The sequence below is a fragment of the Pseudomonas sp. LAIL14HWK12:I10 genome, from assembly GCF_900184205.1.
In the GTDB taxonomy this organism is placed as follows: domain Bacteria; phylum Pseudomonadota; class Gammaproteobacteria; order Pseudomonadales; family Pseudomonadaceae; genus Aquipseudomonas; species Aquipseudomonas kermanshahensis.
Genome location: NZ_FXWU01000012.1, coordinates 37,043 through 60,301 on the forward strand (window position 1 = coordinate 37,043; position 23,259 = coordinate 60,301).

Genomic DNA, 23,259 nt, shown 5'->3' on the forward strand with positions numbered 1-23,259 from the left:
GGACAGCGCAGTACGGTGTAGCTGGCGCACGAGGGCGAGCACCCATCACCTGGAAGGTGACCGGGCGAGCTGCCGGATGCTAATCGCCCTTGGGAGAACCACCGCATAACGCGGCGTGACCTTGAAGGTTCGGGTCACCTGGGTGCTGCCAGCGGCAGCGCTTCGAGGCTTCTTTCTAGCGCCGGTGGGATGGCTGGGTCAATCAAGTTAGGCACTGCTCATTGCGCCAAAATTCAATAGCGGAAAGAGGTAACCGTGAGTGGTGGTGAGTGGACGATGGGCCGTTTGTCGCCTTCTTGATGCGAGCCCCTGTGCATGGGAATGCGGAGCCTTCCTATGCGCAGGGACTTTGACTGAAAAGCCGTCGTTCACGTCGTACCACGGCGACAGTCGCCACCGATGTCGCCTGCTGCCGGCCAAGTCGCACGTGGGATGTCGCCAGTGTCGCCGCTGTCGCCACACCGTGGACGCGTCATTATCGGGCCATGCTCTTGGTGATCGGCGTAATATTCGTTGGCCCGCGCATCCATGCGTCGAGCATATCTGCCCACTGCTGCATCATGACTGTGCGATCTGCCAAGTATTCCGCCTGATTGTAGGTGCGTCGCACCGCGTTCGGTTCAGCATGGGCAAGTTAACGCTCAATCCAGTCTCCCGGATAGCCCAATTCATTGAGGCGGGTGCTCCCCGTGGTCCTGGTGGCATGAGGGCTGTACTTCCCACTCCAGCCCAGGGATTTCAGCATCTGGCGAAACGACGCCGCGACCATGGGTTTCGAGCGTTCATCTCGATGGGGGAAGAGGTGCTCGTATTTGCCAGTGACGGTTTGCAAGCCTCGTAACACTGCGACAGCCTGAGTTGGCAGGGGCACGTTGTGCTCTTTACGCTTCTTCATTCGCTCAGCCGGGATACGCCAGCGAGCCGCGTCTAGGTCGAACTCTTCCCAGCGGGCTTCGACCGCTTCATTTGGGCGGCATAACGTTAGCCACATCAGGCGAAAGGCGACTTCGGTTTCATGGCGCCCGCAGTGGCCTTCCACGTCGCGTAAAAGCTGGCCAATTTCATCGGTCGTCAGCGGACGTTTGTGCTGCGTTTTGTTAGCGGGCAGGGCGCGGCGCACTGGATAGACCGGGTCTGTATCTGCTCGCAGCGTCGAGACGGCGAGTTCAAAAATACCGGATATGTTCCGTTTGGCCGCCGCAGCGACCGTCAGACCCTTTTTCTTCGCTGAGGTGGTGAGCACGTCCAGGATGTGGGCGGGGGTGATGCTTTTGATCGACCACGGACCAATCTTCGGAAACACTACGCGTTCGAGCATTTCTAGGCGCTTGACCTTTGTGATGTCTTCCCAGTCTTTAGAGTGCCAGCCACTCCCGCGCGACCGCCTCGAATGTAGTGGCGTTGTCTTGCTGCTGCTTGATGCGCAGCAGTTGTCGATGTCTGGCGGGATTGATACCTTGTTTCACCAGGTCTCGGGCTTTGAGGCGTTCTTCGCGTGCTTCTGCCAGTGTGAAGCGTCGACCTTTACGACGTGCCAAGGCGTCCTCATCACTCTCACCACGGGGCGCAATGGCATAGTCACCCCACCGCGAAGGTGCTTTCCTTGGCGGTGTCTGTGATACGGATGCTGAAGCGGTAACGCCACGCTTTGGTGCCGTTGGGTTTGACCTCGAGATACAGGCCTTTTCCATCCGTGAGTTTGTAAGGCTTGTCCTTGGGCTTCGCGGTGCGGCATTGGGTATCAGTAAGCATCGTCTGATCTCCGGTTTTCGCCATACCCGGTTTTTGAAATCGGGTTATGGGCGTTGTACCCGGAAGACTAGTCAAGGAACGCTCGGATCTCAATGGATGAAAATGGTGGCCCAAAAACACAAAACCCCCGTATCGCTTGGCGATCACGGGGGTTTTGAAGTCTTTCAAGGACCGTGGAATCCCACGGCTCCCATCAGACGTTGAAGCGGAAGTGCATCACGTCACCGTCTTTGACGATGTAGTCTTTACCTTCCAGGCGCCATTTACCGGCTTCCTTGGCGCCGCTTTCACCCTTGAACTGGATGAAGTCGTCATACGCTACCACTTCGGCGCGGATGAAGCCTTTTTCGAAGTCGGTGTGGATAACACCGGCGGCCTGTGGCGCGGTGGCGCCGACGCGGACTGTCCAGGCGCGGACTTCCTGCACACCGGCAGTGAAGTAGGTCTGCAGGTTCAGCAGCTCGTAACCGGCACGGATCACGCGGTTCAGGCCAGGCTCTTCCAGGCCCAGGGCCTCGAGGAACATGTCTTTCTCTTCACCGTCGTCCAGCTCGGCGATTTCGGCCTCGATCTTGTTGCAGACCGGCACCACGACCGCACCTTCTTCTTCGGCGATGGCACGGACTACGTCCAGGTGCGGGTTGTTGTCGAAGCCGTCTTCAGCGACGTTGGCGATGTACATCACCGGCTTGCTGGTCAGCAGGTGGAAGCCACGGATGACGGCCTTTTCGTCGTCAGCCATGTGCTTCATCAGGCTGCGCGCTGGCTTGCCTTCGGTGAAGTGCGGGATCAGCTTTTCCAGGATGGCCTTTTGCGCCAGGGCTTCCTTGTCGCCGCCCTTGGCGTTGCGGGCAACCTTCTGCAGTTGCTTCTCGCAGCTGTCGAGGTCGGCGAAGATCAGCTCGAGGTCGATGATCTCGATGTCACGCTTGGGGTCGACGCTGTTGGAAACGTGAATCACGTTCTCGTCTTCGAAGCAGCGCACCACGTGGGCGATGGCATCGGTCTCGCGGATGTTGGCGAGGAACTTGTTGCCCAGGCCTTCACCCTTCGAAGCGCCCGCCACCAGGCCTGCGATGTCGACGAATTCCATGGTGGTCGGCAGGATGCGGTTAGGCTTGACGATTTCCGCCAGTGCAGCCAGGCGCGCGTCGGGCATCGGCACGATGCCGCTGTTCGGCTCGATGGTGCAGAAAGGGAAGTTCTCCGCCGCGATGCCAGACTTGGTCAGGGCGTTGAACAGGGTGGACTTGCCGACGTTGGGCAGGCCGACGATGCCGCAATTGAAACCCATGGGTATTCCCTCTCTAGGAAATCAGGCCTTCTGGCTGTGCAGTTCGCGCATCGCCTTGGCGAAATCGCCAGCGAGGACATCTGGCAGCACGCCGAGGGCAAAATCGATGCTGGCATCGAGCTTCTCCTGCTCGGCGCGCGGCGCGCGGCCCAGGACGAAGTTGGAGACCAGTTTGGCGTCGCCCGGGTGGCCAATGCCAAGCCGCAGGCGGTGGAAGTCGTTCTGGTTGCCGAGCTGCGCGATGATGTCGCGCAGGCCGTTGTGCCCACCATGGCCGCCGCCGCGTTTGAGCTTGGCGACGCCTGGAGGCAGGTCGAGTTCGTCATGCGCCACCAAGATCGCTTCCGGCTTGATGCGGAAGAAATTGGCCAAGGCCGCCACGGACTGGCCGCTACGGTTCATGTAGGTGGTGGGAATGAGTAGACGAACGTCGTTGCCCTGATGGCTGAATTTAGCCGTCAGGCCGAAATACTTGCGGTCAGCGGTCAAGGAGACGCGCTGGGCGCTGGCAATGCGTTCAACGAAAAGAGCCCCTGCGTTATGCCGGGTCTGTTCGTATTCGGGGCCGGGGTTACCCAGGCCAACGATCAACTGGATGGCGGTCACGTCAGGGGCTCTTCCTTGGAGTTGGTGGGTTACAGGGCGCGGGGCACTGTAACCCGATCAACACCGGCGTGCGAGTGGATTACTCGGCAGCGCCTTCAGCTTCTGGAGCAACGCGTGGCGCGTGAACGTTGGCAACAGCTTTGTCATCACCGTGGGCCAGAGCGACGAACTCTACGCCTTTCGGAGCTTTCAGGTCCGACAGGTGGATGATGCTGCCGACTTCGGCGTTGGCCAGGTCAACTTCGATGAACTCAGGCAGGTCTTTGGCTTCGCAAGAAACTTCGATCTCGGAAACAACGTGCGAGATCTCGCCGCCTTTCTTGATCGGGGCTTCTTCGCCGATGAAGTGAACCGGAACCTTGGCGGTCAGCTTCTGGCCAGCAACGACGCGAACGAAGTCAGCGTGCATGATGAATTGCTTGGCTGGGTGGCGCTGCATGGCCTTGACGATGACGTTTTGCTTGACGCCGTCAACGTTCAGCTCGATCACGTGGCTGTAGGCAGCTTCGTTTTCGAACAGTTTGGCGATTTCCTTCGACACGATGGTCAGGGACTCGGCGTCTTTACCGCCACCGTAGACAACGGCAGGGATGCTCAGCGAGTGACGCAGGCGGCGGCTCGCACCTTTCCCCAGGTCAGTACGCTTTTGGGCGTTCAGGATGAAATCAGTCATTTTGCTTCTCCAAAATAGCCATCTCCCGCAGGCGTTTGCGACCAGCGCCAAACGGGGTGGGCAAAAAAGCCCCGCCCCAACACATGCTGGGGCGGGGCGCTTCACATCAACACGTGTTCCGCTTAGCGGAACATCGCACTGATCGATTCTTCATTGCTGATGCGGCGTACCGCTTCAGCGACAACCGGTGCGATATCCAACTGGCGGATACGGTCACAGGCTTGAGCAGCGGCGGACAGCGGAACGGTGTTGGTCACCACCAGCTCGTCCAGTACCGACTTCTCGATGTTCTCGATCGCGCGGCCCGACAGGACAGGGTGCGTGCAGTAGGCGTAAACCTTGGCAGCGCCGTGTTCTTTCAGGGCTTTGGCCGCGTGGCACAGGGTGCCGGCGGTGTCGACCATGTCGTCTACCAGGATGCAAGTGCGCCCTTCGACGTCGCCGATGATGTGCATAACCTCGGAGTGGTTAGCCTTTTCGCGGCGTTTATCGATGATACCCAGATCGACACCCAGGGACTTGGCGACGGCGCGTGCGCGCACGACACCACCGATGTCCGGAGAGACGATCATCAGGTTCTCGAAACGCTGGTCTTCGATATCGTCGACCAATACGGGCGAGCCATAAATGTTGTCGACAGGAATATCGAAGAAACCCTGGATCTGGTCAGCGTGCAGGTCGACGGTGAGTACACGGTCGATACCTACGACAGTGAGCATGTCAGCGACGACTTTGGCGCTGATAGCAACACGTGCCGAACGCGGACGGCGGTCCTGGCGGGCGTATCCGAAGTAAGGAATCACGGCGGTGATTCGGGATGCTGAGGAGCGGCGGAAGGCGTCGGCCATCACTACCAGTTCCATCAGGTTATCGTTGGTCGGGGCACAGGTCGGCTGAATAATGAAGACGTCTTTACCGCGGACATTTTCATTGATCTCAGTGCTGATCTCGCCGTCGGAGAATTTACCGACAGAGACGTCACCGAGAGGGATATGCAGCTGACGTACGACACGCCGAGCCAGATCGGGGTTAGCGTTCCCCGTAAAGACCATCATCTTGGACACGCGCAGTACCTGAAGGCTGAGGGTATACCTGGATGAGTATAAGGAAAATGGCAGGGGCGGCTGGATTCGAACCAACGCATGGCAGGATCAAAACCTGCTGCCTTACCGCTTGGCGACGCCCCTGTATCTGTTGCTGCGAGCGCTATGCACTCGACTTCTTGACCAGACTTTGTAGCTTGCGATGCAACATCGAAATATTGCTTCCTTTCGCCACAAACCCTGTTTGGGTCGCTGAAAGAAGGGCCAGAACTTTATCAGCTTCGGCTTTGCTTGGGAAGGCCCCAAACACACAACTTCCAGTTCCGGTTAGCCGAGCTTCGGTGAATTTACCCAGAGAATTCAATGCGTTTCGAACTTCTGGATAACGCTGCTCAACCACCCGTTGGCAGTCATTTCGACTGTTTCCCTCGGGAACGGGGCGCATCTTAAGGGGGAGGGAATCACGTGTCAACTGCGGATGTGAAAAAATTTCTACAGTACTGACAGACACTTGCGGCACCAGCACGACATACCAGGGTTCGTCGGGGTCGACCGGGGTCAGTTGTTCGCCGACACCCTGGGCGAATGCCGCGTGGCCGCGAACGAATACCGGCACGTCGGCGCCCAGGCTCAGGCCCAGGGCCGCCAGGCGGTCTTCATCCCAGCCCAGTTGCCATAAGTGCGCCAGCGCCAGCAGGGTGGTCGCGGCATCCGAGCTGCCGCCACCGATACCTCCGCCCATGGGCAAGACCTTGGTCAACCAGATGTCGGCGCCAAGCGTTGTGCCGGATTGCGCTTGCAGTTTGCGTGCGGCGCGTACGATCAGGTTGCTGTCGTGGGGCACCGCCTCGATGTCGGTGTGCAGGCGGATTACGCCGTCTTCACGCAGGGCGAAGGTCAATTCGTCGGCGTGGTCGAGGAACTGGAAGACGGTTTCCAGCTCGTGGTAACCATCCGGGCGGCGGCCGATGATGTGCAGCCACAGGTTGAGCTTGGCCGGGGCCGGCAGGGTGAGCGTGTTCATCGATCATTGCCCCAGCTGGCGTGGCTGCCAATCCTTGACCACCAGGGTCACGTCGAGGTCCTTGCCGTGCAGTTTCAGGCGCTCGGGCAGCCAGTAGCCATTCTGCTCGGTGTAGCTCAGGTACTGGACCTGCCAGCCATCCTGGTCGAGGCTGGCCAGGCGGCTGTCGCCGTCCAGGGTCAGCTTGCTCTTGCTGTCGGGCGCGGGCAGGCCACGCACCCACCAGACCAAGTGCGATACCGGCAGTTGCCAGCCCAGTTGTTCTTCCAGCAGGGCCTCGGGGCTGGTCGCTTCGTAGCGGCCCTGGTTGGCCACTTCCAGCACCACGCCACCGGGGCGGCCGGTCAGGCGGGCGGCGCCACGGCCCAATGGGCCTGCCAGGCGGATGTCGTAGTAGTCCTGGCGTTGCAGCCAGAACAACGTGCCGCTGCCGGAATCGCGCGGGGCGCGGATGCCGACCTTGCCGTTGATCTGCCAGCCATCCAGGGTGCTTAGTTGCGCCTTGTGCTGGCGCCACTGCTGCGGGTCGCCTTGGCCCTGCAGGGCTTCGCGGCTACCGAAGCCGGCACAGCCCGCGAGCAGGGCGATCAGGGTGAAGGTGATGAAATGGCGCAGGAACATGGCGTTAAAGGGTCTCTGATCCGGTCAGGCGCAGTACGGTCTTGCGCAGGATAGGGCTGTCGGGCTGGGCTTCGAAGGCCTTGGCCCAGACCTGGCGGGCTTCACGGCGCTTGCCGTTGGCCCACAGGACTTCGCCCAGGTGGGCGGCCACTTCATGGTCGGGGAAGCGCGCCAGGGCCTGGCGCAGGTAGCCTTCGGCTTCGTCGAGTTTGCCCTGGCGGTAGGCGACCCAGCCCAGGCTGTCGAGCACAGCCGGGTCGTCCGGCGTCAGCTGGTGGGCTTTGTCGATCAGCGCCTTGGCTTCGGCGTAGCGGGTGGTGCGGTCGGCCAGGGTGTAACCCAGGGCGTTCAGCGCCATGGCGTTTTCGGGTTCGCGGGCGATGATGGCGCGCAGGTCTTTTTCCATCTGCGGCAGATCGTCGCGCTTTTCGGCCAGCATGGCGCGGGTGTACAGCAGGTTGAGGTCGTCCGGGTAGCGTTGGATGGCCTGCTGCAGCACCTGGTTGGCCTGGGCATCCTTGTTGTTGTTGCTGTAGCTTTCCGACTCGATCAGGTACAGCTGCACAGCGACGTCCGGCTGCGCCTCGCGGGCTTCGGCGAGCAGGCGCGAGGCCTCGCTGCCGCGGCCGTTGGCAATCAGGATATCGGCCTGGCGCAGTTGCGCCGGCAGGTAGTCGGGGCCGGGGCCGACCAGGGCGTATTCGCGCAAGGCGGCTTCGGGGTCGTGGCGCTCTTCGCGGATGCGGCCCAGGTTCAGGTGGGCGGCATCGACGTTGCTGTCACGCTCGACCAGCTCCTGCAGGTAGCCTTCGGCTTCATCCCAGTCTTTGTTTTCCAGGCAGACCAGGGCCAGCGAGTAACGCAGCTCATCGTCTTCGGGGTACTGCTGGACCAGGCTGATGAACTCGCTTTTGGCATCGGCCATGCGGTCCTGCTCGACCAGGGTGCGGGCGTAGGTCAGGCGCAGCCGTTTGTCATCCGGGTTGTCGCGGATCGCACCGCGAAGCAGGGGCAGGGCCTCTTTGCCGCGGTCGAGGGCTTGCAGCAGGCGGGCGCGCAGCAGGACCGGGGCGATCTCGCCGTCTTGCGGCGGGTGCGCCTCAAGCAGCTCAAGCGCTTCTTCGGTCTTGCCGTCCTGGTTCAGCAGCAGCGCCTTGCCGAACACCAGTTGGCCGTTGTCCGGGTACTTGACCAGCAGGCGTTCGAAGCTCTGCAGCAAGCCGTCGCGGGTGCTCTGGTCGGTCTCGGCGGCGGACAGGGCGAGGAAGTCGAAATGGGTATCGCCCTGGCCCTGCAGGACTTTTTCCATGTAGACCATGGCATCGTCGTAGCGCCCGGCACGGGCCAACTGGATGGCGGCGGCGCGTTGGGCGTCGAGGTTGTCAGGGTCGTTGCGGGCCCAGACCAGGGCGTTGTCCAAGGCCGGCTCGTCGGCGCCGAGGTATTCGGCGATACGGTAGGCACGCTCGGACACGCCAGGGTCCTGGGTCTTTTCGGCCTGGTCGGTGTAGTTGGCCAGGGCGATGTCGAAGCGGTTGCGCTGGCCGGCCAGCTCCGCGACCAGCAGGCTATAAAGGGTGTCTTGCTTGAACGAACCGTACACCACGGGTTTTTCGGCCTCGCCTGTGCCGGCCTCGGCAACGGGAGGCTCGGCTTTTTGCGGGGCCAGGCTCTGGCAACCCTGGAGCAGGGCGAAGGCAAGCAGCAGTGCGTAGGGTCTGTTCATAAAAAGGCTTAAAAGGACTCACCGGCGGTCGGAGCATGATGACACAAGCGCGGTGGCAAACCCACCTGCGAAGCATTTGGTTAACTGCGACCATGGCAGGGGCAAGCAGGTTCCGGGTGAGCGCTGGCAGGGGATATTCCGGCGCCATCACGACAATAGCGAACGGTGGTTGTTCTGGAACCTGCGAAAGAGGACAATTATCGGCTTCTCGTCACAACCAGCGACCTTGCATGGCCTTTCTTGCACTTGGTATCAACCATAAGACTGCCTCGGTAGACGTACGCGAGCGCGTGGCGTTTACCCCAGAGCAGCTGGTGGACGCCCTGCAGCAGCTCTGCCGACTGACCGCCAGCCGTGAAGCGGCGATCCTGTCGACCTGCAACCGTAGCGAGCTTTATATAGAGCAGGACCACTTGTCTGCCGACGCGGTGCTGCATTGGCTAGCCGATTATCACCGCCTGAGCCTGGATGAACTGCGCGCCAGCGCCTACATCCATGAAGAGCACGACGCTGTGCGGCACATGATGCGCGTGGCCTCGGGCCTCGACTCGCTGGTGCTTGGCGAGCCACAGATTCTCGGCCAGATGAAGTCCGCCTACGCCGTGGCGCGTGAGGCCGGCACTGTCGGCCCGCTGCTCGGGCGCCTGTTCCAGGCCACCTTCAGTGCCGCCAAGCAGGTGCGCACCGACACCGCGATCGGCGAGAACCCGGTCTCGGTGGCGTTCGCCGCAGTGAGCCTGGCGCGGCAGATCTTCAGTGACCTGGGGCGCAGCCAGGCGCTGCTGATTGGCGCCGGCGAGACCATCACCCTGGTCGCCCGCCACCTTCACGAGCAAGGCGTGCGGCGTATCGTCGTGGCCAACCGGACCCTGGAGCGCGCCAGTACCCTGGCCGAGCAGTTTGGCGCCCATGCCGTGCTGCTGGCCGACATCCCGCAAGAGCTGGCCAACAGCGACATCGTCATCAGCTCCACCGCCAGCCAGTTGCCGATCCTCGGCAAGGGCGCGGTCGAGAGCGCGTTGAAGCAACGCCGGCACAAGCCGATCTTCATGGTCGACATTGCCGTCCCGCGTGACATCGAGCCCGAAGTCGGCGAACTCGACGACGTTTACCTCTACACCGTCGATGACCTGCACGATGTGGTCGCAGAAAACCTCAAGAGCCGCCAGGGCGCTGCCCAGGCCGCCGAAGAGCTGGTGTCGGTGGGCGCCGAAGACTTCATGGTGCGCCTGCGCGAGCTGGCTGCGGTGGACGTGCTCAAGGCCTACCGCCAGCAAAGCGAGCGGCTGCGGGATGAAGAACTGCAAAAAGCCCAGCGTCTGCTGGCCAACGGCGGCAACCCCGAAGACGTGCTGGCCCAACTGGCCCGGGGCCTGACCAACAAACTCCTGCACGCCCCCAGCGTGCAGCTGAAAAAGCTCTCGGCCGAGGGCCGCCTCGATGCGCTGGCCATGGCCCAGGAACTCTTTGCCCTCAACGAGGGCTCGACGGACAAATCCTCGCAATGAAAGCGTCGCTGCTGAACAAACTGGATATCATCCAGGACCGCTTCGAAGAACTGACCGCACTGCTCGGTGACGCTGAAGTCATCTCCGACCAGACGCGTTTCCGCGCCTATTCCCGCGAATACGCCGAAGTCGAGCCGGTCTACGCTGCCTATCAAGCGTGGCGCAAAGTCCAGGACGACCTCGAAGGCGCCCAGGCGCTGCTCAAGGACAGCGACCCGGACATGCGTGAAATGGCCGTGGAAGAAGTGCGCGAAGCCAAGGAGCAATTGCTGACGCTGGAAGCCCAGCTGCAACGCATGCTGCTGCCCAAGGACCCTAACGATGGGCGCAACGTGTTCCTCGAAATCCGCGCCGGCACCGGTGGCGACGAGGCGGCGATCTTTTCGGGCGACTTGTTCCGCATGTATTCGCGCTATGCCGAGAAGCGTGGCTGGCGCTTGGAGATTCTTTCCGAGAACGAAGGCGAACACGGCGGCTACAAGGAAATCATTGCCCGCGTCGAAGGCGAAAGCGTGTACGGCAAGCTCAAGTTCGAATCGGGCGCACACCGCGTGCAGCGCGTGCCGGAAACTGAGTCCCAAGGCCGTATCCACACCTCGGCGTGCACCGTGGCGGTGCTGCCCGAGCCCGACGAGCAGGCCGCGATCGAAATCAACCCGGCCGACTTGCGCGTGGACACCTACCGCGCCTCCGGCGCCGGCGGCCAGCACATCAACAAGACCGACTCGGCGGTGCGCATCACCCACTTACCCACCGGTATGGTGGTCGAGTGCCAGGAAGAACGTTCGCAGCACAAAAACCGCGCCCGCGCCATGTCCTGGCTGTCGGCCAAGCTCAACGACATGCAGACCAGTGCCGCGCAGAACGCCATTGCCAGTGAGCGCAAGCTGCTGGTGGGCTCCGGTGACCGCTCCGAGCGTATCCGCACCTACAATTATCCACAGGGCCGGGTCACCGATCACCGCATCAACCTGACCTTGTATTCGCTGGACGACATCCTCGCCGGTGGCGTAGACGCCGTGATCGAACCGCTGTTGGCCGAATACCAGGCCGATCAACTGGCCGCCCTGGGGGACTGATGACCATCATCGCCAGCTTGCTGCGCAATGCGCAGTTGCCCGAATCGCCCACCGAGCGGCTGGATGCCGAACTGTTGCTGGCTGCGGCCATCGGCAAGTCGCGCAGCTACCTGCATACCTGGCCCGAGCGCATCGTCAGCAGCGAAGCGGCCGACACCTACGCCGGTTACCTGCAGCGCCGCCGTAGTGGCGAGCCGGTCGCCTATATCCTCGGGCAGCAAGGGTTCTGGAACATCGACCTGGAAGTGGCGCCACATACGCTGATCCCGCGTCCGGACACCGAGCTGCTGGTCGAGACTGCCCTTGAGCTTCAGCCAGCAACCCCGGCCAAGGTGCTCGACCTGGGCACCGGGACCGGGGCCATTGCCCTGGCGTTGGCCGGCGATCGCCCGGCCTGGCAGGTGACGGCGGTAGACCGGGTGGAGGCGGCGGTCGCGTTGGCCGAGCGTAATCGACAGCGCCTGGGGCTGGCTAACGTCCAGGTGCGTGTCAGCCACTGGTTCGATGGCCTGGGCGATGCGCGCTTTGACCTGATTGTCAGCAACCCGCCGTACATCGCCAGTGAAGACCCGCACCTGGTCGCCGGCGACGTGCGCTTCGAACCCAGCAGCGCGCTGGTGGCGGGCACCGATGGCCTGGACGACCTGCGGGTGATTGCCGCCCAGGCGCCACGTCACCTGCTGCCAGGTGGCTGGTTGTTGTTGGAGCACGGCTACGATCAGGCCGCAGCGGTGCGTGCCTTGCTGGCTGAACACGGCTTTAGCGAGGTGGCCAGCCGCACGGACCTGGGCCGCCATGAACGCATTACCCTGGGGCGCCTGCCATGCTGAGTGATCAGGAACTGTTGCGCTACAGCCGGCAGGTCTTGCTGGCGCAGATCGATATCGACGGCCAACTGCGGCTCAAGCAGAGCAAGGCCCTGATCGTCGGCCTCGGTGGTTTGGGGTCGCCTGTCGCGCTGTACCTGGCAGCAGCGGGCGTGGGTGAGCTGCACCTGGCGGACTTCGACACCGTTGACCTGACCAACCTGCAACGCCAGGTGATCCACGACAGCGCCAGTGTCGGCATGAGCAAGGTGGACTCGGCGCTGCAGCGCCTGGAGGCGATCAACCCAGAGATCAGCCTGGTCGCTCATCGCCAGGCGTTGGACGAGGACTCGCTGGCCGCTGCGGTGGCGGCGGTCGACCTGGTGCTGGACTGCTCCGACAACTTTTCTACCCGCGAGGCGGTCAACGCTGCGTGCGTTGCTGCCGGTAAACCGCTGGTCAGTGGCGCGGCGATCCGCCTCGAAGGCCAGCTGTCGGTGTTCGACCCGCGGCGTGACTACAGCCCTTGCTACCACTGCCTGTATGGCCATGGCAGCGAGGCTGAACTGACCTGCAGCGAAGCCGGTGTAATCGGCCCGCTGGTGGGGCTGGTAGGTAGCCTGCAGGCCCTGGAAGCCATGAAACTCTTGGCGGGGTTTGGCGAGCCGCTGGTGGGCCGCCTATTGCTGATCGATGCCCTCGGCACGCGCATTCGTGAGCTGCGGGTCAAGCGCGACCCGGCTTGCGCGGTCTGTGGCAAGCGCGATGGCTGAGCGTTCGGCGCCGATTGGCGTAATGGATTCGGGGGTCGGCGGTTTGTCGGTACTGGCCGAGATCCAGCGCCTGCTGCCTAACGAATCACTGCTGTATGTGGCCGATTGCGGGCACGTGCCTTACGGTGAAAAGTCGGCGGATTACATCCGCCAGCGCTGCCGGCGTATTGCCGAGTTCTTCCAGCAGCAGGGCGCCAAGGCCTTTGTCTTGGCCTGTAATACCGCGACAGTGGCGGCCGTTGCCGACCTGCGTGAGCTGTACCCGCAATGGCCGCTGGTGGGCATGGAGCCAGCGGTAAAGCCGGCTGCTGCAGCCACCCGCTCCGGTGTAGTCGGCGTGCTGGCCACGACCGGCACCTTGCAGAGCGCCAAGTTTGCGGCGTTGCTCGACCGCTTCGCCAGCGATGTGCGCGTGGTCACCCAGCCTTGCCCCGGCCTGGTCGAGCGGATCGAAACCGGCGACCTGAGCAGCCCGGCCTTGCGCCAGTTGTTGCTCGGCTACGTGCAGCCGCTGCTGGCGGCTGGCTGCGACACGCTGATTCTGGGCTGCACGCATTACCCCTTCCTGCGCACGCTGCTGGCCGACATGGTGCCGGCGGACGTAGCCATCATCGATACCGGCGCCGCCGTGGCACGTCAACTGCAGCGTCTGCTGGGCGCCAGCGACCTGCTGGCTGAGGGCCCGGCAGTGGATACCCGCTTCTGGACCAGTGCCGACCCACAATCCCTGAGAAAAATCCTACCGTTGCTGTGGCAGAAGTCCGACAGTGTGCAACGCTTTACGTTGTGAAAAAAACGTGAAAATCAGCTGAACTATCGTACCACTGCCGATTTCTACCGATTTGCCTGACACGAGGCGAACACTAACAACAGCATTAGGAAGAAGGATGTTTCTTATGAGGAAACTGCTCGGCTTGGCGGCGGCTGCCGTCTTTACCTTGGGGCAAGCAGTGTCGGCGCAGGCGGCCGATGTTTCATTTTCGGTGGGGCAGACGGGTGACTCGACCATGGTCTACCGGCTGGGTCTGCAATCGAACTGGGACGCGAGCTGGTGGCAGACCAACGTTGGCCGCCTGACCGGGTATTGGGATGGGGCTTACACCTACTGGGATGGCGACAAGACCGCGAGCAACCACAGCCTGTCGTTCGCACCGGTATTCGTTTATGAGTTTGCGGGGGATTCGGTAAAGCCCTATATCGAGGCCGGGATTGGCGTCGCGGCCTTTTCCAGCACTGAGCTTGAAAGCAATGAACTGGGCTCGGCGTTCCAGTTCGAAGACCGAATCGGTTTTGGACTGCGCTTTGCGGGCGGGCATGAAATTGGTGTGCGTGCCATTCACTATTCCAATGCTGGCATCAAGCAACCTAACGACGGTGTAGAGAGCTACAGCCTGCATTACCGCATGGCGCTCTAGCTACCCCGCACCCTTGTAGGAGCAGCCTTGCGCTGCGAAGAGGCCGGTAATAGCAGCAGAGATTCTTTGTGGTCTCACCGGCCTCTTCGCAGCACAAGGCTGCTCCTACAGGTCCAGCGTTTCCGGTACCTGGCGTCTTCCAATGCTGGTATCAAGCAGCTCAATGACGGTGTAGAGCGCTACAGCCTGCGTTACCGCATGGCGCTCTAAGCTGCCCCGCACCCTTGTAGGAGCAGCCTTGCGCTGCGAAGAGGCCGGTGATGTCAGCCGAGATTCTTTGTGATTTCACCGGCCTCTTCGCAGCGCAAGGCTGCTCCTACAAGATCAGGGCCGTAGTGGCCACAAGCTGCTCAGGTCCAGCGTCTCCAGTACCAATTCCGGCTCGCGTTGCGGTAATCGCTGCAACAGTTCCTCGGCAGCGCTTTCAGGCGTCCAGGCCTCGGGTATCGCTTGCGCCGTTGTCACGGGTGTTTTCAACGATTGTGGCCCCACTACCGTCAAGCTGATCTGCAGCTTATCCAGTACCTGGCGTTGCTCGCGAAGCCACTGGGCAGTGCTGTTGAAGCCGCTGGCAACCTGGGTGGGTGCAAACAGCTGCGAGGCCGAGTAGCGATTGAGGATGGCCATTACCTGAGGTGCATCACCCTTCGTCAGCAGCGGCAAGGCACTGGTCAGGCAATGTTCGCTGGCCACCAGGTTGCCGCTGGCGATGGCCTCGAACAGCTCGTCATCGGGCACGTCGTCGGCCAGGTAATCACTGGTGCCGGCATTGATGATCAGGCAATCCAGCGAACCCCAAGTATTCAGCAACAATGTACTGGCTGCATCCGCCTGTTCCAGTACCTGCAACTCCCCCGGCAGCCGCACCAACTGCGGGGCGAAACGTTCGCCCAGTGTATCCAGTGCTTCGCATTCCCTGGCACTGGCGGCCACCCGATGCCCTTGCTCGAGCAGCCGCTCTACCAAAGCCAGCCCTAATCCGTTACTGGCCCCTGTTACCCAGAAACTGCGAGTACTGTTCACGATACTGCCCCCTGATCCTGCCGGCGCGGAAGGCCTTTGAAGGCTTCCAATGCACGCTGGCGACTGCTGCCGAGATCGACTATTGGATTGTGATACGAATTAGGTGCAAAAAGATCCGCAGCCTTTACGGGCTGATGAATGGCTTTCTCATCCAGTGCTTGCAATTCCGGTACCCAGTGGCGAATGAATCGCCCTTGCGGGTCGAAGCGCTGAGACTGCGAAACCGGGTTGAAGATGCGGAAGTAGGGCACTGCATCGGTCCCGGTGGACGCGCTCCATTGCCAGCCACCATTGTTGGCCGCCAGGTCACCGTCTATCAGATGGCGCATGAAATGCCGTTCGCCTTTGCGCCAGTCGATCAGCAGGTTCTTGCTGAGAAACATGGCGACGATCATGCGCAGCCGGTTGTGCATCCACCCGGTGTCCAGCAACTGGCGCATGGCGGCATCGATGATCGGGAAGCCGGTGCGCCCCTGTTCCCAGGCCGCGAGGTCTTCAGGCGCATCGCGCCATGGCAAGGCTTCGGTGTGGGTGCGGAAGGCGCGGTGCCGGGAGACCTGTGGATAACCCGTCAGGATGTGCTTGTAGAACTCCCGCCACAGCAGCTCGTTAATCCAGGTTTGGACGCCCGTGCTGCCGCTGTCGAACTCGCCCCGGTTGCACGCCAGGGCGCCGTGCAGGCATTGCCGGGGCGAGATCACCCCAGCGGCCAGATAAGCCGAGAGCTGGCTGGTGCCCGGCTTGGCGGGGAGGTCGCGCAGGTGATGGTAGTCGTCAATCACCTCATCAAGAAAGCGCGTCAGGCGGCTCTGCGCCTCGGCTTCCCCTGCTGGCCAGTGGTCGCTCAAGGTGCGCGGCGGTGTGTCGAAGCCCTCTATTTGCTCGGGTATGGGATCGCTGGCGATTTTCAGGGGCGACTGCGGTTTAACCCGAGGGGCTAACGCCGGGAGGCTGCGGTGCAAGTGTTCGAGGCAGTTTTTCTTGAACTGGCTGAAGACCTGGAAGTAGTCACCACTGCGGGTGAGGACCGTGCCTGGGCGGAAGAACAGCTGGTCGAGGTAGCTGTGCGCCTGGATCGCTGACTGTTCCAGCAGTGCCCGTGTAGCCTGGTCGCGGCGCTCTTCGTTGATGCCGTACTCCTCGTTCCAGTGCACGCCCTCGACCCGGTGCTGACGGCAGGCGTCCAACACGGCCTGTGGCGCCTGATCCCACGTATCGACGGTGCGGATCAGCAACGGGATGTTGAGGGCCTCCAGCGACTGACGCAGCGTGCGCAGGTTGCGCAGCCAAAAGTCGACTTTGCAGGCGGCGTCGTCATGCGCCTGCCACTGGCCGGGGCTGACCAGCCACAGGGCAAGGGTCGGGCCGCGTTCGCAAGCTGCGCTCAAGGCGGTGTTGTCGTCGATGCGCAGGTCACTGCGCAGCCAGATCAGTTGCATGGTGCATTCATCTCTACAGGCCGGCGGCCATTGCCTTGAAGCACGCGCAATGCCGACTGTGGGGTATCGAACAGGAAGAGCTCGGGAAGGTCGAGGGCGTTCAGGTGGGCCTGATGCAGGGCGAGCGTGGCGCCGCCCAGCAGTTTTGGCCCCGGTATGCCTTGCAGCAGGCGCTGCAAGGCTTTGCTGTCGATGCGTGGCCCCAGGTGCAGCAGGAGGGCGCGCGGCTGCAGTGCGGCGATCGCCCGTTGCAACTGCGGGCCGCCAACCGGCTGTTCCAGCACTTCGACAGGGATGCCATTGCTGCTCAATAGCCAGGCGCATAGCCACAAGGCGGGGTCGAACGCCTGCTCGCTGTCTTCGGCCAGCAGCACCGCTGGGCCTTGTAGCAGTTGGTTGTCGTGGTACACCCGGGCGCCGAGCTTGCTGCGCAGCCAGGTATGGAAAAACACCTGTTCAAGCCGGGCATTGAAATAGTTGCGCCAGCGCAGCTCCAGGCTGTCGAGCAGGGGCAGCAGCAGTTGCTCGCACAGGGTGATGGCGGGGTACAGCGCCATGGCTTGGTTGAGTTGCTGGTCGAGTGCACGTTGCGAGAGGTTGGCGATGGCCTCGATCAACTGCGCCTGCCGGGCCTGCCAGTCGCTTTGCGGGGCGCTGCTGGTGGGTTTGTCGAGCAGCTCACGCACCTGGCCCACCGACGCGCCGCGCTGCAGCCAGGCCAGGATCGCTTCGACCCGTTCGACCTGCTCGATGGAATACAACCGGTGCCCTTTAGCGGTGCGTTGCGGCTTGAGCAGGCCGTATCGACGTTCCCAGGCACGCAGGGTGACGGGGTTGACGCCGGTGCGGCGGGCGAGCTCGCCGATAGGCAGCAGGCTTTCAGACGGCATTACGAAGCCCCAGGCTCTCGGGGTGTGGTTGCAGGTAGGCTTGCTGCATCAGGTAAGGGTCGGGGTGTTTGCGCAGGTGATGCTTGAGCAAGGTCAGTGGCACGACCAGCGGCACCACGCCTTGTTGGTACTGGCTGATGAGGGTTTGCAATTCGGCTTTGTCCTGTGCGGTCAGGGCATCTTTGAAGTAGCCACTCAGGTGCTGCAGCACGTTGCAGTGCGTGCCACGGCTGGCACAGCGACGCAGCGCTTGCATCAGCTCGCTGAAGTAACGTGGCCCGATCTCCTGTGGGTCGTCATCGCGGCTCATGGTGCCGAGCAGCCGCCCCAGCGTGCGGTAGGCTTGGGGGTTGTTGGCCATCAACAGGTACTTGTAGCGCGCATGAAAGCGCACCAGCGCGCCGCGGCTGAGGCCTTCGGCCAACAGGCGCTGCCAATCGGCGTAGGCGTACACGCGGCTGATGAAGTTTTCGCGCAGCACGGCATCGTGCAGGCGGCCTTCCTCTTCCACCGGCAGGTCCGGGCGCAGGCTGCAGAAAGCGTGGGCATAAACGCCGCGGCCGCCATGGAAGGCGGGGTGGCCGTTGTCCTGGTAGACCTTGACCCGCTCCAGGCCGCAGGAGGGCGACTTCTGCATGAAGATGTAGCCGCAGATATCATCGAGCTCGCCGGCCATCTGCTCGCCATAGGTGCGCAGCGGGCCGGTCAGGTCCATGCCGGGGTTGCGGGTGCCGACCACTTCGGGTTGCTCAGGGTTGCCGACCAGGCGGATAGGATCGCGTGGAATGCCGAGGCCGATAGCCACTTCTGGGCAAACGGGCACCCATTCGAAATGCGCTTCCAGTTGTGTGCGGCACAGGTCGGAGGCCTTGTGCCCGCCGTTGTAGCGCACACTGTGGCCGGTCAGGCAGGCGCTGATCGCGATGCGAGGCTTGCTGTGGGCGGTGGCGGCTTGCATGGCTGTCTCCGGAAAACCTGTACGTGAAATCAAATTTGTACAAGTTTATTCCAGCACAGCTACGGAGTTATGCAAACAAGTTTTTTTGTACAGGTTCAGCGCCCGCTCAGTCGAGGTGTTCCAGCAGCCGTCGGGCCGCTTCCTGGCCGCTCAGCCACGCGCCTTCGACACGCCCGGACAAGCACCAGTCGCCACAGGCATACAGGCCTTGATCGGCATCGGCCAAGGCGCCCCACTCGTGGTTGCTGGTGGGGCGTGCATACAACCAGCGGTGGGCGAGGGCGAAGGTGGGGGCCGGTACCACGCAGCCGACCAGTTCGGCGAACTCGCCCCACAACTGCTCGATCACCTCTTCCTTCGACAGGTCGATGTGCTGCCGGCTCCAGTGCGACGTGGCATGCAGCACCCAGGTATCGAGGTGCTCGTCCCGCCCTGGCTTGCTGCGGTTGCGGGCCAGCCAGTCGAGCGGGTTGTCCTGCACGAAGCAGCCTTGCATCGGGGTGTCCAATGGGGTCTGGAAGCCCAGGGCAACCGCCCAGGTGGGCTCCATCTGCACGCCTGCGGCCACCGCAGCGAGTTTGGGGGTCGAGGCCAGCAGCGGCGTGGCCTGTGGCGCCGGCACGGCGATTACCACGCGGCTGAATGGGCCGTGGCTGCAGCCTTCGGTGTCTTGCAGGTGCCAGTACTGTTTGCCGCGGAACACTTCAGCAATGCGGCAGCCAAAGTTGACGGTCACATCCTTGAGCAGGCCACGGGTAATGGCGCTCATGCGGGGCACGCCGACCCAGCGTGTTTGCTCGTCTGGGGAGGGGGTGAGTTCGCCATCGCGGTAGTTGTACAGCTGCGGCTTCCACTGCTCGGCCCAACCGGCGGCTACCCATTGCTGGACCTGTTCGACGAAGCGCCGATCACGGGCAGTGAAGTACTGGGCGCCCAGGTCCAGCGCGCCAGCGTCGCTGCGCTTGCTGGCCATGCGCCCGCCACTGCCGTGGCCTTTGTCGAACAGGTGCACGGATTGCCCGGCCTTTTGTAGCGCCTGGGCGGCGGACAGACCGGCGATACCGGCACCGATGATGGCAATAGGTACTGTCATGATGGCCTCTTCAAACCTTGCTGTGAGCAGACTACGCTGTCAGGCAAACCTGTACAATGCACAACTTTTGTATAAGGTTATTCCGCTTTATAGAGCAGGTTGGCCTATGTTTATCCGAGAGCGTCGGGTCAAAAAAGTGCCTTGATCTTAAAAATAGACCACAGCCGCATTCTGCGAGGACACAGCCATGCATATATTGCTGACAGGCGGCACTGGCTTGATTGGCCAGCATCTGTGCCAGTTCTGGCTCGGCCAGGGCCATCGCCTCACGGTCTGGAGCCGCCGACCGGAGCAGGTGCCCAAACTGTGCGGTAGCGGGGTGCGCGGTATCGCCCAGTTGGACGAACTGCAAGCGGACGATCACCTCGACGCGGTCATCAACCTGGCGGGTGCGCCGATCGCCGACCGGCCTTGGACCGGAGCCCGGCGCAACCTGTTGTGGGCCAGCCGTATCACCCTCACCGAGCAACTGCTGGCGTGGCTGGGTGCGCGTGAGCAGCGCCCTGAGGTGCTGATTTCTGGTTCTGCGGTGGGTTGGTATGGGGACGGCGGTGAGCGTGAACTCACCGAGGCGTCCCAGCCGGTGCGCGAAGATTTTGCCAGCCAGTTGTGTATTGCCTGGGAAGAAACGGCCCAGCGTTCGCAAGCTCAAGGCATCCGCGTGGTGCTGGTGCGCACTGGGTTGGTACTGGCCAGCGATGGCGGCTTTTTGTCGCGCCTGCGGTTGCCCTTCAAGCTCGGGCTGGGCGGGCCGTTGGGCGATGGTCGGCAGTGGATGCCGTGGATCCATATAGACGACCAGGTCGCCCTGATTGATTTTCTCTTGCAGCATAAGGACACCAGCGGTCCTTATAATGCCTGCGCCCCAGAGCCTGTGCGCAACCGTGAGTTCGCCAGGCGGCTGGGCCGTGCGATGCACCGGCCGGCGCTGCTGCCTGTGCCTGCGCTTTTGCTGAAGGCAGGGCTCGGCGAGCTGTCGACGCTGCTGCTCGGCGGCCAGCGGGCGCGCCCGGTGCGCTTGCTGGCGGCAGGTTTCACTTTCCGTTTCAACGATCTGCAATCGGCCCTGGACGACTTGTCCAGCCGCCTCTGACATAGGACGCTGCATGACCGATCACGCCCTGCTGCTGGTTAACCTGGGGTCCCCGGCCTCCACTTCGGTGGCCGATGTGCGCCGTTACCTCAACCAGTTCCTGATGGACCCGTATGTGATCGACCTGCCTTGGCCGGTGCGGCGCTTGCTGGTGTCGTTGATTCTGATCAAGCGCCCGGAACAGTCTGCGCACGCCTACGCGTCGATCTGGTGGGACGAAGGCTCGCCACTGGTGGTGCTGACCCGCCGCCTGCAGGCGGCGATGGTCGAGCACTGGCCCCATGGCCCGGTGGCAATCGCCATGCGCTACGGCCAGCCGGCGTTGCCCGAAGTGCTGGAGCGCCTGGCAGCTCAGGGCGTGCGCAAGGTCACCTTGGCACCGCTTTATCCACAGTTCGCCGACAGTACGGTGACCACTGTGGTGGCGTTGGCCAAACAGACGGTCAGCGAGCGCCAGTTGCCGTTGCAGATGCGCGTGCTGCAGCCGTTCTACGACCATCCCGAGTACATCGAGGCGTTGGTGGCCAGCGCCAAGCCTTACCTGCAGCAGGATTACGACCACCTGTTGCTGAGTTTTCATGGGCTGCCGGAGCGGCACCTGAAAAAGCTCGACCCCACCGGTAAGCATGATTTTCAGGCGGCCGATTGCTGCAAGGACGCCAGTGCCGAAATGCGCGCCGTGTGTTATCGCGGGCAGTGTTTGGCCACGGCCAAGGCCTTTGCGCAGAAAATGGGCATACCAGATGGCAAGTGGTCGGTGTCGTTCCAGTCGCGCCTGGGGCGCGCCAAGTGGATCGAACCCTATACCGAGACGCGGCTGGACGAGTTGGCCAAGGCGGGGGTGAAGAAGCTGCTGGTGATGTGCCCGGCGTTCGTTGCCGATTGCATCGAAACGTTGGAAGAGATCGGCGATCGCGGCAAAGAACAGTTCATCGAAGCCGGGGGCGAGGAATTGCTGCTGGTGCCGTGCCTGAATGATCACCCAGAGTGGGTGAAGGTGCTGGCGGGGATGTGCGAAAAAGCCTGAATGAGTCCGCCCTTGTGGGGGCGGCCTTGTGCTGCGAAGAGGCCGGTGATGACACAGAAGATTGATGTGTTTTCAACGGCCTCTTCGCAGCACAAGGCTGCTCCTACAGGGGAGGCGTTTTGCGGCAGGAGCGCGTGGCAATCAAGGCAGCTGATCATCCAGCTTCTTGTTCTTCCAGCCATCATTGCCCGGCAGGATCAGGTTCAGGGCAATGGCCACCACGGCGCACAGGGCGATGCCCTTCAGGCCCCAGTCGTCCGGGCCGTCACCGCTGCCGATCAACACGCCGCCAATACCGAACACCAGGGTCACCGAAACGATCACCAGGTTGCGCGCCTCGGCCAGGTCGATCTTGTGGCGGATCATGGTGTTCATGCCCACCGCCGCAATTGAGCCGAACAGCAGGCACAGAATGCCGCCCATGACCGGTACCGGAATGCTCTGCAGCAGCGCGCCGAACTTGCCGATGAAGGCCAGGGTAATAGCAAACACCGCCGCCCAGGTCATGATCTTCGGGTTGTAGTTCTTGGTCAGCATCACCGCGCCGGTCACTTCGGCGTAGGTGGTGTTGGGTGGGCCACCGAACAGGCCGGCAGCCGTGGTCGCCAGGCCGTCACCCAGCAGGGTGCGGTGCAAGCCAGGCTTTTTCAGGTAGTCGCGCCCGGTGACGCTGCCCACCGCAATCACCCCACCGATGTGCTCGATCGCCGGTGCCAGGGCTACCGGCACGATGAACAGGATGGCCTGCCAGTTGAACGCCGGCGCGGTGAAGTTGGGGATCTCCAACCACGGTGCAGCGGCAATCTTGGCCGTGTCGACCACGCCAAAGGCAAACGCCAGGGCAAAGCCCACCAGTACGCCGGAGATGATCGGCACCAGGCGGAAGATACCCTTGCCGAAAACTGCGACGATCAAGGTAGTCAGCAGTGCCGGCATCGAGATCAGCATGGCGGTCTTGTAAGGCATCAGCGCAGCACCGTCACCGCCCTTGCCCATGGCCATGTTGGCAGCGATGGGCGCCATGGCCAGGCCAATCGAGATGATCACTGGGCCAATCACCACAGGCGGCAGCATGCGGTCGATGAAACCGGTGCCTTTGATTTTTACCATCAGCCCCATGAAGGTGTAGACGAAGCCTGCGGCCATTACGCCGCCCATGGTTTCGGCCAGGCCGAACTGGCCCTTGGCAAGGATGATCGGGGTGATGAAGGCAAAGCTGGATGCCAGGAACACCGGGACCTGACGGCCGGTGACCAGCTGGAACAGCAGCGTGCCGATGCCGGCGGTGAACAGCGCGACGTTCGGGTCGAGGCCGGTGATCAGTGGCATCAGCACCAGCGCGCCAAATGCCACGAAGAGCATCTGCGCGCCCGAAACGACCTGGCGCCAAAGCGGGTCGTTGAAGCCGTCCTGCAT

21 protein-coding genes, 1 tRNA gene and 2 pseudogenes are annotated in these 23,259 nt (G+C 62.5%); 9 read left to right on the forward strand and 15 right to left on the reverse strand.

The features are described 5' to 3' along the window. Positions 1-475 precede the first annotated feature (475 nt). From QOS90_RS23025 to QOS90_RS23065, 9 genes and pseudogenes are all read right to left on the reverse strand, one after another. A pseudogene (locus QOS90_RS23025) lies at positions 476-1,752 on the reverse strand (tyrosine-type recombinase/integrase). A gap of 193 nt (positions 1,753-1,945) precedes the next feature. Further along, on the reverse strand, positions 1,946-3,046 hold the full coding sequence (ychF, locus tag QOS90_RS23030) for a redox-regulated ATPase YchF (RefSeq protein WP_027594480.1): 1,101 nt from the start codon (positions 3,044-3,046) through the stop codon (positions 1,946-1,948). 21 nt (positions 3,047-3,067) lie between these two features. After that, positions 3,068-3,652, reverse strand: coding sequence for an aminoacyl-tRNA hydrolase (pth, locus tag QOS90_RS23035; RefSeq protein WP_008099045.1), 585 nt, complete (start codon positions 3,650-3,652; stop codon positions 3,068-3,070). A 79-nt stretch (positions 3,653-3,731) separates the two neighbouring features. Beyond that, positions 3,732-4,325 (reverse strand): 50S ribosomal protein L25/general stress protein Ctc, encoded by a 594-nt coding sequence (locus QOS90_RS23040; RefSeq protein ID WP_027594479.1) that lies wholly within the window; start codon positions 4,323-4,325, stop codon positions 3,732-3,734. A gap of 122 nt (positions 4,326-4,447) precedes the next feature. Beyond that, positions 4,448-5,389: a ribose-phosphate pyrophosphokinase gene (locus tag QOS90_RS23045; RefSeq protein WP_003247410.1), complete on the reverse strand. Its 942-nt coding sequence runs from the start codon at positions 5,387-5,389 to the stop codon at positions 4,448-4,450. Positions 5,390-5,437: 48 nt separating this feature from the next. Beyond that, positions 5,438-5,512: transfer RNA gene (locus QOS90_RS23050), tRNA-Gln, on the reverse strand. Positions 5,513-5,531: 19 nt separating this feature from the next. Beyond that, positions 5,532-6,392, reverse strand: a complete 861-nt coding sequence (ispE, locus tag QOS90_RS23055; RefSeq protein WP_085274109.1) for a 4-(cytidine 5'-diphospho)-2-C-methyl-D-erythritol kinase — start codon at positions 6,390-6,392, stop codon at positions 5,532-5,534. Between the two features lie 3 nt (positions 6,393-6,395). Beyond that, positions 6,396-7,013 (reverse strand): lipoprotein insertase outer membrane protein LolB, encoded by a 618-nt coding sequence (lolB, locus tag QOS90_RS23060; protein ID WP_085274108.1) that lies wholly within the window; start codon positions 7,011-7,013, stop codon positions 6,396-6,398. Between the two features lie 4 nt (positions 7,014-7,017). Continuing rightward, positions 7,018-8,739: a tetratricopeptide repeat protein gene (locus QOS90_RS23065; RefSeq protein WP_027594476.1), complete on the reverse strand. Its 1,722-nt coding sequence runs from the start codon at positions 8,737-8,739 to the stop codon at positions 7,018-7,020. Between the two features lie 230 nt (positions 8,740-8,969). On the opposite strand from QOS90_RS23065, the gene hemA reads away from it, so the two are divergent. From hemA to QOS90_RS27725, 7 genes and pseudogenes are all read left to right on the forward strand, one after another. Beyond that, complete coding sequence (hemA, locus tag QOS90_RS23070; RefSeq protein ID WP_027594475.1) at positions 8,970-10,247, forward strand: glutamyl-tRNA reductase; 1,278 nt, start codon at positions 8,970-8,972, stop codon at positions 10,245-10,247. After that, a complete protein-coding gene (gene prfA / locus QOS90_RS23075; protein WP_027594474.1) occupies positions 10,244-11,326 on the forward strand; it encodes a peptide chain release factor 1 in 1,083 nt (360 codons plus the stop codon). Before hemA ends, prfA begins: the two co-directional genes overlap by 4 nt. Then, positions 11,326-12,156 (forward strand): peptide chain release factor N(5)-glutamine methyltransferase, encoded by an 831-nt coding sequence (gene prmC / locus QOS90_RS23080; protein WP_085274107.1) that lies wholly within the window; start codon positions 11,326-11,328, stop codon positions 12,154-12,156. The genes prfA and prmC overlap by 1 nt, the downstream gene beginning before the upstream one ends. Then, positions 12,150-12,905 carry a molybdopterin-synthase adenylyltransferase MoeB gene (locus QOS90_RS23085; protein WP_027594472.1) on the forward strand — a complete coding sequence of 252 codons (756 nt, stop codon included), beginning with the start codon at positions 12,150-12,152 and terminating at the stop codon, positions 12,903-12,905. Before prmC ends, QOS90_RS23085 begins: the two co-directional genes overlap by 7 nt. Further along, positions 12,898-13,695 (forward strand): glutamate racemase, encoded by a 798-nt coding sequence (gene murI / locus QOS90_RS23090; protein WP_027594471.1) that lies wholly within the window; start codon positions 12,898-12,900, stop codon positions 13,693-13,695. The genes QOS90_RS23085 and murI overlap by 8 nt, the downstream gene beginning before the upstream one ends. Before the next feature lie 106 nt (positions 13,696-13,801). Beyond that, entirely contained in the window at positions 13,802-14,320 is a 519-nt protein-coding gene (locus tag QOS90_RS23095; RefSeq protein ID WP_085274106.1) for an acyloxyacyl hydrolase, read from the forward strand. Between the two features lie 123 nt (positions 14,321-14,443). Beyond that, positions 14,444-14,530 (forward strand): annotated as a pseudogene (locus QOS90_RS27725) (acyloxyacyl hydrolase); the annotation flags it as partial. A gap of 114 nt (positions 14,531-14,644) precedes the next feature. Here QOS90_RS27725 and QOS90_RS23100 read toward each other — a convergent pair. From QOS90_RS23100 to QOS90_RS23120, 5 genes are all read right to left on the reverse strand, one after another. Beyond that, entirely contained in the window at positions 14,645-15,343 is a 699-nt protein-coding gene (locus QOS90_RS23100) for an SDR family NAD(P)-dependent oxidoreductase (RefSeq protein ID WP_177323894.1), read from the reverse strand. Further along, positions 15,340-16,782, reverse strand: a complete 1,443-nt coding sequence (phrB, locus tag QOS90_RS23105) for a deoxyribodipyrimidine photo-lyase (protein WP_085274105.1) — start codon at positions 16,780-16,782, stop codon at positions 15,340-15,342. Before phrB ends, QOS90_RS23100 begins: the two co-directional genes overlap by 4 nt. Continuing rightward, positions 16,773-17,672, reverse strand: coding sequence for a MerR family transcriptional regulator (locus QOS90_RS23110; protein WP_085274104.1), 900 nt, complete (start codon positions 17,670-17,672; stop codon positions 16,773-16,775). The genes phrB and QOS90_RS23110 overlap by 10 nt, the downstream gene beginning before the upstream one ends. Next, positions 17,662-18,630 carry a YbgA family protein gene (locus tag QOS90_RS23115; protein WP_027594466.1) on the reverse strand — a complete coding sequence of 323 codons (969 nt, stop codon included), beginning with the start codon at positions 18,628-18,630 and terminating at the stop codon, positions 17,662-17,664. Before QOS90_RS23115 ends, QOS90_RS23110 begins: the two co-directional genes overlap by 11 nt. Positions 18,631-18,736: 106 nt before the next feature. Beyond that, entirely contained in the window at positions 18,737-19,723 is a 987-nt protein-coding gene (locus tag QOS90_RS23120) for an NAD(P)/FAD-dependent oxidoreductase (RefSeq protein WP_085274103.1), read from the reverse strand. A 187-nt stretch (positions 19,724-19,910) separates the two neighbouring features. Between QOS90_RS23120 and QOS90_RS23125 the strand changes: the two genes are divergently transcribed. Further along, complete coding sequence (locus QOS90_RS23125) at positions 19,911-20,816, forward strand: TIGR01777 family oxidoreductase (RefSeq protein WP_027594464.1); 906 nt, start codon at positions 19,911-19,913, stop codon at positions 20,814-20,816. Between the two features lie 13 nt (positions 20,817-20,829). Continuing rightward, entirely contained in the window at positions 20,830-21,843 is a 1,014-nt protein-coding gene (gene hemH, locus QOS90_RS23130) for a ferrochelatase (protein ID WP_027594463.1), read from the forward strand. Positions 21,844-21,984: 141 nt separating this feature from the next. Here the strand turns inward: hemH and QOS90_RS23135 are convergent, their stop codons facing one another. Further along, the gene (locus QOS90_RS23135; protein WP_027594462.1) at positions 21,985-23,259 is read right to left on the reverse strand and encodes a uracil-xanthine permease family protein; all 1,275 of its coding nucleotides are present in this window, start codon (positions 23,257-23,259) and stop codon (positions 21,985-21,987) included.